The organism is Mesorhizobium sp. M2A.F.Ca.ET.037.01.1.1, from assembly GCF_003998075.1.
Classification (GTDB): Bacteria; Pseudomonadota; Alphaproteobacteria; order Rhizobiales; family Rhizobiaceae; genus Mesorhizobium.
In genome coordinates, this window is the sequence record NZ_RZSA01000146.1 from 1 (window position 1) to 9547 (window position 9547).

At 63.0% G+C, this 9547-nt stretch carries 12 protein-coding genes; 4 read left to right on the forward strand and 8 right to left on the reverse strand.

Going from position 1 to position 9547, the window contains the following annotated elements; translation table 11 throughout:
• From EOA27_RS10065 to EOA27_RS10075, 3 genes are all read right to left on the reverse strand, one after another.
• A partial coding sequence (locus EOA27_RS10065; RefSeq protein WP_127256065.1) for an FAD/NAD(P)-binding protein occupies positions 1-1311 on the reverse strand: 1311 nt, incomplete at its 3' end.
• A complete protein-coding gene (gene ssuD, locus EOA27_RS10070) occupies positions 1308-2480 on the reverse strand; it encodes an FMNH2-dependent alkanesulfonate monooxygenase (RefSeq protein WP_126081789.1) in 1173 nt (390 codons plus the stop codon). The genes EOA27_RS10065 and ssuD, both read right to left, overlap by 4 nt.
• A gap of 152 nt (positions 2481-2632) precedes the next feature.
• The gene (locus tag EOA27_RS10075; RefSeq protein ID WP_126081788.1) at positions 2633-2980 is read right to left on the reverse strand and encodes a helix-turn-helix domain-containing protein; all 348 of its coding nucleotides are present in this window, start codon (positions 2978-2980) and stop codon (positions 2633-2635) included.
• Between the two features lie 135 nt (positions 2981-3115).
• On the opposite strand from EOA27_RS10075, the gene EOA27_RS10080 reads away from it, so the two are divergent.
• On the forward strand, positions 3116-3970 hold the full coding sequence (locus tag EOA27_RS10080) for an SDR family oxidoreductase (protein WP_127256067.1): 855 nt from the start codon (positions 3116-3118) through the stop codon (positions 3968-3970).
• A 194-nt stretch (positions 3971-4164) separates the two neighbouring features.
• Here the strand turns inward: EOA27_RS10080 and EOA27_RS10085 are convergent, their stop codons facing one another.
• Positions 4165-5058, reverse strand: a complete 894-nt coding sequence (locus tag EOA27_RS10085; protein WP_126083745.1) for a LysR substrate-binding domain-containing protein — start codon at positions 5056-5058, stop codon at positions 4165-4167.
• 119 nt (positions 5059-5177) lie between these two features.
• On the opposite strand from EOA27_RS10085, the gene EOA27_RS10090 reads away from it, so the two are divergent.
• The gene (locus EOA27_RS10090; protein ID WP_126081787.1) at positions 5178-6047 is read left to right on the forward strand and encodes an NmrA/HSCARG family protein; all 870 of its coding nucleotides are present in this window, start codon (positions 5178-5180) and stop codon (positions 6045-6047) included.
• A 49-nt stretch (positions 6048-6096) separates the two neighbouring features.
• A complete protein-coding gene (locus EOA27_RS10095) occupies positions 6097-6411 on the forward strand; it encodes a hypothetical protein (protein WP_189343095.1) in 315 nt (104 codons plus the stop codon).
• 138 nt (positions 6412-6549) lie between these two features.
• Here EOA27_RS10095 and EOA27_RS10100 read toward each other — a convergent pair whose 3' ends face one another.
• Positions 6550-7470: an AraC family transcriptional regulator gene (locus EOA27_RS10100; protein ID WP_126081786.1), complete on the reverse strand. Its 921-nt coding sequence runs from the start codon at positions 7468-7470 to the stop codon at positions 6550-6552.
• 148 nt (positions 7471-7618) lie between these two features.
• On the opposite strand from EOA27_RS10100, the gene EOA27_RS10105 reads away from it, so the two are divergent.
• The gene (locus tag EOA27_RS10105; protein WP_189343094.1) at positions 7619-7969 is read left to right on the forward strand and encodes a nuclear transport factor 2 family protein; all 351 of its coding nucleotides are present in this window, start codon (positions 7619-7621) and stop codon (positions 7967-7969) included.
• A 196-nt stretch (positions 7970-8165) separates the two neighbouring features.
• Here the strand turns inward: EOA27_RS10105 and EOA27_RS41500 are convergent, their stop codons facing one another.
• The 3 genes from EOA27_RS41500 to EOA27_RS10115 all read right to left on the reverse strand — a co-directional run.
• On the reverse strand, positions 8166-8327 hold the full coding sequence (locus tag EOA27_RS41500) for a hypothetical protein (protein WP_189343093.1): 162 nt from the start codon (positions 8325-8327) through the stop codon (positions 8166-8168).
• Between the two features lie 96 nt (positions 8328-8423).
• Positions 8424-8939 (reverse strand): TIGR00645 family protein, encoded by a 516-nt coding sequence (locus EOA27_RS10110; RefSeq protein WP_126081784.1) that lies wholly within the window; start codon positions 8937-8939, stop codon positions 8424-8426.
• Between the two features lie 407 nt (positions 8940-9346).
• A partial coding sequence (locus EOA27_RS10115) for an OmpA family protein (RefSeq protein ID WP_145970311.1) occupies positions 9347-9547 on the reverse strand: 201 nt, incomplete at its 5' end.

Sequence of the window (9547 nt, forward strand, 5' to 3'; positions counted from 1 at the left end):
GGTGCCGCGTGCCAATGGCCCGGCAATGAAAAGGCCAGGCACAGGCTCGCCATCCGGACCGACGGCGCGGCTGTCGCGCCCGGTTGCAATGCCGAGCCCGTGGCTGTCGATCCGGATCAAGCCGGCATCGCCAAGCGAGCGCAGCGCCGGATTGGTCCGCAGCGTTTTGCCATGCGCCGGCCCCGTTGTGTTGATCACCGCGTCGAAATGCATCGTCTCGAATTGCCTTTGGCCGCGCCGGCGCAAAGTGACGGCCAGGCCGTCTCCGTCGTCGTTCGAGGCCACAAGACTCGCGGCGATATTATCGAACGTGCCTTCGGCGTGGCGACGATCGAGCACCGCCTGGACCTGCGGCGCGATGCGGAAGCGATGCACGTCCCAGAACGCGCGCAGCCGTCGCACCAGCCGGGTGCGCTCATCTTTCTTGAGAGCGGACCAGATCGCCGGTCCCTGCAGCCGCAGCTGATCGAAGACCGACTGCCAATTGACGCCGCCGGCATCGGCCGCTGCCAGCGTCGAGCGGATATCTTCGAGCAATCCGAGCGCGGTCGTGGCCGGCGCGGCAGTGAAATCGCCAAAAGGTTCGCCACGTACCTGCGGGTGCCCGCGCGAACGCAATCCATGGCGTGACACGGCCAGGATGCGCCCGCGATGGCCGCGGCGATCGAGTTCGGCGACGGTGTCGGCCGAGGTCAGCCCCGAGCCGACGATCAGCACCGACGCTTCGGGAGCGATCGAACCGAGCGCATCGCCAGAGTAGACATCGGCAACGAAACCATCCGCATCGGCGATCGGCTCCAGCGCGACCGGAACATCGGGCGACGGGTGCGTCATGGCGAGCACGACCATGTCGGCGGCGATCAGTTGACCGGAGGCAGTCACGATCCAACCGTCGCCGTTGCGCCTCACATCGCTGGCACGATCGCGAACATGGCGGACCGCTCCGCTGGCGACATGCGGCGCCAGTTGCTCGGCAACGTAGCGGCCGAAGACCCGTCGCTGCGGGAAGATATCGCCATCGCGCCAGACTGAGTCTGGGTCGCGCTCGGCCTCGCCGTCATGCGCCAGCCAGCGCAAAAAATGCTCCGGCTCGTCCGGCGACAGGCTCATCCTGGACGCCGGCACGTTGACGCGATGCGACGGCTCTTCGCTGGAATAGGCCAGCCCGCCGCCCAGGAACGGGCGCGGCTCGACGACGGTGATGGAGGGGCCTCCAGGCCGGCGCGCGAGATGCCAAGCCACGGCTCCGCCGGTAAAGCCGCCGCCGAGGATGACGACATGGCTTCGCGGCCGAGGCAGCAGCGCGTTCACGACGCGCTGGCGAGCGAATTCGGACGATGGTCGCCTGCGATCGTTTCGCCGAAAGGACCGGTGTTGACGAACGAGCCGGGCGCCTTGACCGGATGCTCGGTCGGCAAATGCGGCAGCACCAGCTCGCCGAAGCGATACGCTTCTTCGAGATGCGGATAGCCCGAGAGGATGAAGGTGTCGATGCCGAGCCGCCTGTATTCGTCGATGCGCTCGGCGATCGTGGCCGGATCGCCGACCAGCGCGGTGCCGGCGCCGCCGCGCACCAGGCCGACGCCGGCCCACAGGTTCGGCGCGATCTCCAGCTTGGACCGGTCGCCGCCATGCAGCGCGCTCATCCGCGCCTGGCCGACCGAGTCCATGCGCGCGAAAACCTTCTGCGCCGAAGCGATGGTCGCGTCGTCGAGCCGGCTGATCAGCCTATCGGCGGCGGCCCAGGCTTCCTCGGTGGTTTCGCGGGCGATGACGTGCAGGCGGATGCCGAAGGAGAGCTTGCGACCCGCTTTTTCGGCGAGCGCGCGCACGCCGTCGAGCTTGCGCGCGACATCGGCGGGCGGCTCGCCCCAGGTCAGATATTTGTCGATCTCCTGCGCCGCCACGGTCGAGCCCGCATCGGAAGACCCGCCGAAATAGAGCGGCGGATAGGGCGTCTGCACCGGCGGGAACAGGAGGCGGCCATCCTCGATGCGGAAATGCTTGCCCTGATGCTCGACCGTCTCGCCGCTCAGCACGCGCTTGTAGACCTGCAGGAATTCCTGCGTCACCTCGTAGCGCTCGGCATGCGACTGAAAGATGCCGTCGCCCTTGTTCTCCAGCGGATCGCCGCCGGTGACGACATTGATCAGCAGCCGTCCGTTGGAGATGCGGTCGAGCGTTGCCGTCATGCGCGCCGCGAGCGTCGGCGACTGCAGGCCGGGCCGCACCGCGACCAAGAAACGCAACCGCTCTGTCAGCGGCGCCAGAGCCGATGCGATAACCCAGGAATCTTCGCAGGACCTGCCCGTCGGCAGGAGCACGCCGTAATAGCCAAGCGTGTCGGCCGCCTGCGCCACTTGCGTCAGATAAGGCAGATCGACCGCCCGGCCCCCTTCCGAGGTGCCAAGATAGCGGCTGTCGCCATGGGTCGGCAGGAACCACAGGACTTTGATGCGGTCGGGGGTTTCGTGAACCATTCCTGTCTGTTCCTATGGCGTCAAACTGCCTCGACGTGGCCGTGAAGCATCGCGCTATAGGGTATTATTCCCCTAAGTCTGTAGAGATAGATTATTCCAATTCGACCGCCAGCTTCGGAATTTTTTCTCGGCAAGCAAACCGCGCCATCGCTCTAGCCTGAAGAGTCACGCAGCAGCAGGCGCGAACCGACATCGACGATCGATCTGATCGCGGGGAGCAGTTCCTGCCCCAATGACGTCAGCTCATATTCCACCGTCGGAGGCGACGTCGGCATGACGTGGCGGGTCAGGACGCCACGCTGCTCAAGGTCACGCAGCCGGCTCGTCATGACCTTCGCGGAGATGAAGGGGTTATCGCGGCGCAATTCGGAGAACCGGCGCGGCCCTTCACTCAATGACCAGAGCACCTCCGGCGTCCAGCAACCGCCGAGCAGATCCATGCACTTCGACATCGGGCAACCGGGGAGCGTCGCCACTTTCTTCCTTACCTTGAGAACCATCGCACATCCCTTTGCGGGGCAGTTTCCAGTTGGTTACCGGAAAACGATGGTAACCCCAAGATACGTGGTTTCCCGTGGTAACGATCGTCGCTATTTAGGGGCTATTCATCCGACAAACACGAAATGGACTGAACAATGTACGCAGTAACTGGAGCAACAGGACAACTGGGCCGCCTCGTGATCGAGGCGCTGCTGAAGACCATTCCCGCTGACCGGATCGTCGCGGCGGTTCGCGACCCTGCAAAGGCCAGCGATCTGACCGAACGCGGCGTGATCGTGCGCGAGGCTGACTACAGCCGGCCCGACACGCTCCGTTCGGCCCTGGCCGGCGTCGAGAAACTGTTGTTGATTTCCTCGACCCAAGTCAGTGGCCGCCTTCCGCGGCATCGTACCGTGATCGACGCAGCAACAGCGGCCGGCGTTTCGCTGATCGCCTATACGAGCATGCTGCACGCCGACACGTCGCCCGCGATGCTCGCGATCGAGCATCGGCAGACGGAGGAGGTCATCGCTGCCTCGGGCCTGCCCGCCGTGATCCTGCGCAATGGTTGGTACACCGAAAACCATCTCATGGCGCTCCCGGCAGCGCTTGAGCACGGCGCCTTCGTCGGCGCTGCGAAGGACGGGCGCTTCTCATCCGCGGCGCGGCGGGACTATGCCGAGGCCGCAGCCGCGGTGCTGACGGCCAGCGACCAGGCGGGGAGGACCTATGAGCTCGCCGCAGACCATGCCTTCACATTTGCCAAGCTTGCGGCGGAGGTCTCGCGGCAATCGGGCAAGACGATCATCTACAACGACCTGTCCGAGGCTGACTACAGGGATGTGATGACGGGCGCCGGCCTGCCTGCCGATCTCGCTGCACTTCTGGCCGATGCCGACGCCGCGGCCTCGCGCGGGGCGCTGTTCGATGACGGTGGCGCGCTGGGGCGGCTGATCGGTCGTCCGACCACCTCGATGCAGAGCCTCGTCGCGGCCTCCTTGCACGGCTGAGCCAGGCGCTCAGCCGATGTCACGTTGACAGAACCGGGCGTGCAACACGCGTTGCGCTGACACCAACGGCCGTCACCATGGCGGCTGCGGTGTTGAGCGTGTTGCGCCACCCGGAGTTTTCCCACTTGCTCCGCTTGTCTTGTTCGCCGTTTTGCTCGCCGCGGGTGGGTTCGTAGGAACGGTGGCCGAATTGCTCAGTCCGCGACATAGGCTGCCAATTCATCAGCCGTCCCCTGCGGAAAGGCTTCCTTCAAGTAGTCGAGGAACGCTGACACGCGGGGGCTGAGCAAACGCCTCGAGGGATAAAGGGCCCAAAGCGCCGTCTCGGGCCCTGACACATCCCCCCAATGCACCAGTGTGCCGGCAGCCAGATCGCCACTGGCAAGCGACAACGGCAGGCGCGCGGCGCCGAGCCCCATGCGCACCGCATCTCGGACCATGACGAATGACGCCAGGCTGAGCACTGGCTTGGCGTTGATCGTCGACTTGCCGGACGAGGTCATGACTTGCCAGGCTTCGGACTCGTTCAACGAGCCTCGACTGATCGCGGGAACAGGGTGCCCAGAGGCTGGGGCCGTCAGGTGCGGACTGGCCACCACCACCAGCCGATCGCGCAGGAACACTCGCCCGACAAGGCTGGCATCCGGCTGCGGGTTCACCCGGATGACGAGGTCGTAGGCTTCTTCGATCATATCCACGGCCCTGTCTTCCGTGGTGATCTCCAACCGAACCTCCGGGTATCTAAGGACGAAGCCGGCCGCGAGCTTTCCGACCGCGGTCTGAGAAAAGAGCAGTGGCGCGCTAATGCGTAGGCGGCCACGCGGGCTATGGCCGCCCGAAGCGATCGCCTTCGCCGTCTCATCCAGTTCTGTGAGCAGAAAGCCCGTTCGTTCAAACAGGGCCCGTCCCTCCTCCGTGAGCTTGAGCGTCCGCGAACCACGTTCGAACAGGCGCAGATCAAGACTTGCCTCGAGATCGGCCACGCGTCTGGAAAGAGTAGCCTTTGGCCGGCCGGCTGCGCGCGAGGCCTTTCCGAACCCGCCGTGGCGGGCCACCAGGTTGAAGTCGGCAAGAGCGAGAAGATCCACGATTTTGTTCATTTCTGTTCCACCAGTGAGACGACCCGTCCAAACATACCATCTATCGGGATGCATGTGGATCACTCATTTTGAGCGTGCCTTTTAACTCAAACAGAAAGTGAACCCCAATGACCATCCTCGTTACAGGTGCCACCGGCCGCGTCGGCCGCCATGTCGTCGATCAACTCCTCCAGCGCGGCGCAACCGTGCGTGTGCTGACCCGCGACCCTGCGAAAGCCAGCTTTCCGACCGGTGTCGACGTCGCCAAGGGCGATCTCCTCGACATCGATGCACTGCGCAGCGCCTTCAAAGACGTGAGCACGCTCTTCCTGCTCAATGCCGTCACGGGTGACGAATTTGCCCAGGCGATCATCACGCTTAACGTTGCTCGCGAAGCGGGCGTCGACCGTGTCGTCTATCTCTCCGTGTTCGAAGCCGATCGGGCGGTGAACGTCCCGCATTTCGCCGTGAAGTTCGGCGCCGAGCGCATGCTGGTGCAGATGGACTTCAGCGCCACGATCTTGCGTCCGACCTACTTCATCGACAACGAGTGGATGGTAAAGGACGTCATTATGGAGCACGGCGTCTATCCGATGCCGATTGGCAGCAAGGGCGTAGCCATGGTCGACGCTCGTGACATCGCCGAAGTAGCCGCGATCGAGCTGATCCGCCGCGACTCCGCGCCCGGCAAGCTGCCGGTCGAGACCATCAACGTGGTGGGGCCCGACACGCTGACCGGCCCCGACGTGGCCAGGATCTGGTCGGACCTTCTGGGTCGCCCGGTGGTCTATGGGGGCGACGATCCCGGCGCGTTCGAGCAGAACATGGCGAGCTTCATGCCGAAATGGACGGCCTACGAGATGCGCTTGATGGCCGAACGCTATGTCTGCGACGGCATGATCCCGGAGGCCGATGACGTTGTACGGCTGGTCAGTATTTTGGGCCGCCCCCTGCACACCTATCGCGACTTTGCGGCCGGGATCGCGAGCGCGGCCTGAGGGCCGCGCCATCCGCGCGCGGCGGGACTATGCCGAGGCCGCAGCCGCGGTGCTCACGGCCAGCGATCAGGTGGGGAGGACCTACGAGCTCGCCGCAGACCATGCCTTCACATTTGCCGAGCTTGCGATGGAGGTTTCGCGGCAATCAGGCAAGACGATCATCCACAACGATCTGTCCGAGGCTGACTACAGGGATCTGTTGACGGGTGCCGGCCTGCCAGCCGATCTCGCTGCACTTCTGGCCGATGCCGACGTCGCGGCCTCGCGCGGGGCGCTGTTCGACGACGGTGGCGCGCTGGGTCGGCTGATCGGTCGTCCTACCACCTCGATGCAGAGCCTCGTCGCGGCCTCTTTGCACGGCTGACCAGGGCGCTCGGCCGTGTCACGTCGCTGACGTGCAGGCCCACGCGTCAGCTCCTGCGGAAATCCGCACGACAGGCTTGAGGGATCGTTCATCGCACGATGCGTGGCTTCGGCTACATCCTACCGCGTGTCGACGAGATCAAAGCTGCCCTGGAGGGAGGCAGCTGAAGTATTTCGGTGGACATCCCACAACGCGTGCGAACGCCGTGCTGAATGCGCTCGACGATTGAAAGCCGATCGCCAGGGCGATCTCCCCAACGCTCCGCGTTCCGCGGCGCAGCTCATCCTTGGCCACGGCCATCCTCCACTGCAGCAGGTATTCGATAGGACCTGTTCCCACGACCTTGCGGAATCTGGTAGCAAATGATGACCGGGAAACACCGCAAAGCCGAGCTAGATCCGCAACGGTCCAGTTGTGGGCAACGTCTTTGTGCATTGCAGAGAGCGCGCGCGAGGTTACCGGATCGGCAAGGCCGGCGAGCAGACCTGCATGCTCTTCATCCACTTGCGGCACTTTTGTCCGCAATATCTCCACAAGGATCAATTCAACCAAGCGTGCGATGATAAATTCGCTGCCGGGTCCAGGATATCTGGATTCTGTCTCGTTCATCGACAACAGCGAGCGCACGCGGCCCGAGGATGTGTCATCGGCCAGTATATGGACGAAGGATGGCATCAGACCGGCCAAAAGATTCTCATTGGCCGTATCGAAGCCGAACCGGCCCGCATGCAAGGTAACGGGGGAGTCCGTGCCCTCACCGAGCCGCAGACGAGGATTCTTTGTCGCAGCGACCGCCGCTTCACTGTCCACCGGCTCTATCGACGGGTCCGACGTGAGAGTGAATGGCGCGGAAGTCCGGATCAGGACGAAATCCTCGCGTTGCAATAGCACGGGTGAATGAGCGGACCGGACCAGTTGACACTCGCCTTGCTCGACCCAGCAAAACAGAAGATCGTCTCTCTTTCGAAACGACAGAGCCCATCGGCCTGAGGCTTCAAGACCTCCCCATAATGTTGCGCGCGGCCGAAGCAAGCCAATGAGATCGAGGAATGGATCCATGCGGATTGGACGATACGTAAACGGTTTTGGGCTTTCGATTATCGACCGTACGGCCCCGTAGACATATATTCCCTGAGCACGTTGAAGGTCAATTGCGCGTTTCACTCCCATGCTTGGGGCAAACACGAAAATATCCGAGGATTTGATTATGGCTATCGATAGTCTTGAACGACGGTGGGACGCCTATCTCGCCGCCTACGGCCCAATCGTCGCAGCCGAACGCGAGCGCCTTCTCAAGCAGAGCGTTTCCGACGACGTCGTGTTCACGAACCCGGGTGGAGAAGGCAAAACGCGCAACGGCCTCATCGCGCATATCGAGGACTTCCAGAAGAAGATGCCGGGAACGTACTTCAAGACCGACAAGGTCTTTGTTCACCACGGCGAATTGCTGGCCATATGGTCTATGTACAAGAGCGACGATACTAAGGTCGCAACCGGTTACAATTTTGTCCGCCCTGATAAAGATTACCGTTTCAGCTATATGGCCGGCTTTTTTTGAAACCATCTTCCGCACGGCCAAACGCGCGCTCTCAAGGCCGAGCTCAGCTGGCTTCCATGACACGGCGGCTCCGGGCGAGAAATGCAGCTGAACCGGCGGCTCCTCGCTGCTTAGGGCCGAAGTTCTGCGCGAGGCGAGACGGACGTGTCTTCGCCTCGAACGATGAGCGGTAGCGGCAGTTACGCGGACCTCGCCTCTACGAGCCGGCCGCGCAGGGCCTGAAGAACCCGCGCACCTCTTCAGCGAGCAGGTCCGGCTGCTCCAGAGCGGCGAAATGCCGGCCCACGGTCATGGTCTTTGCGGCCGGGATCGCGAGCGCGGCCTGAGGGCCGCGCCATCCGCCTGTCGAAAACGACACGCAGCTGTGTCGCGGTTTACGGAGCAATGCACGCTATCGCGGAGGTAAAACGGAATCTGCGCTTGGCCGCTTGTGGGCCCGAGCGCCTCTTCGCGCCTACTCTTCCATCTTCTTGCCTTTGGCCAGCGCCATCACCCGGTCGATATAGGCCAGCATCAGCGCCGAAAGCACGAAGGCCAGATGCATGATGGTCAGCCACATCAGTTGCTCCGCCGTGTAAGAAGAGTGGTTGAGGAAGATCTGCAGCAGATGGATCGACGAGATCGCGACGATGGTCGAGGCGACCTTGACCTTCAGCGAGCCGACATCGATCGTGCCCAGCCAATGGACCTCGCCGTCCTGATCGTCGAAGCGGCTGACGAAATTCTCGTAGCCCGAGATGATCACCATCACCACCAGTGAGGCGACAAGCGCGGCGTCGATCAGGCCGAGCATCTTCAGGATCGTGTCCGTGTCGCCGAGCGTGAAGACGCTCGTCACGAACTCGTAGAGCTTCTTGCCGAAGGAGAGCGCGTAGATCGCGAGCGCGACGCCGAGCCCGAGATAAAAGGCGACCAGCAGCCAGCGCGAGGCGAGGATGACGGATTCGATGGCGAGTTCGAGACGCTTCATGAAGGGTTCCGGTCAGATTGCGATAGAGGGTATTTCGGCCAGACAGGGCCGGTTTTCAAGACAAAAAACCCCGCCGGAGAGGGGGACCGGCGGGGCTCAGTCGTGTCCCGCTGGAGTCGGGACAGGGCAGGGAACGCCCTGTCTGGAATCTGGGTGTCGCAATGCGGCAATTCAATGAGTTAGCTCCAGTCGACAGGACAAATCTTCTTGAGCCAGGAAAGGAAAAGGCCCGTCCGACGCGGACGGGCCTTCATCTCAAGCTCTGAATCCAAAAATCCGATCAGACCTTGAGATCAAAGGCTAAACCGCGTCGCGCTGAACGAATTCAGCGCGACGCGGTCTATGTCTTTGTCTAATGTATGTCGTTTGCCCCAAAACCGCTGCACACTTTGGGCGACATGCATCCATTACTGCTCGCTGTTGCTCGCGACCGGCGCCACCAGCGAGGTGATGCGGCGGATGGCGACACGGCGGTTCTCACGGTTCGGCCCAGGCGTGTTGACCTTGAGATATTCCTCGCCATAGCCCTGCGTGGTGAGGTTCTCGGCCGGGATGCCAAAGGCATTGGTGAGCGCCTCGGCAACGGCTTCGGCACGACGATCCGAGAG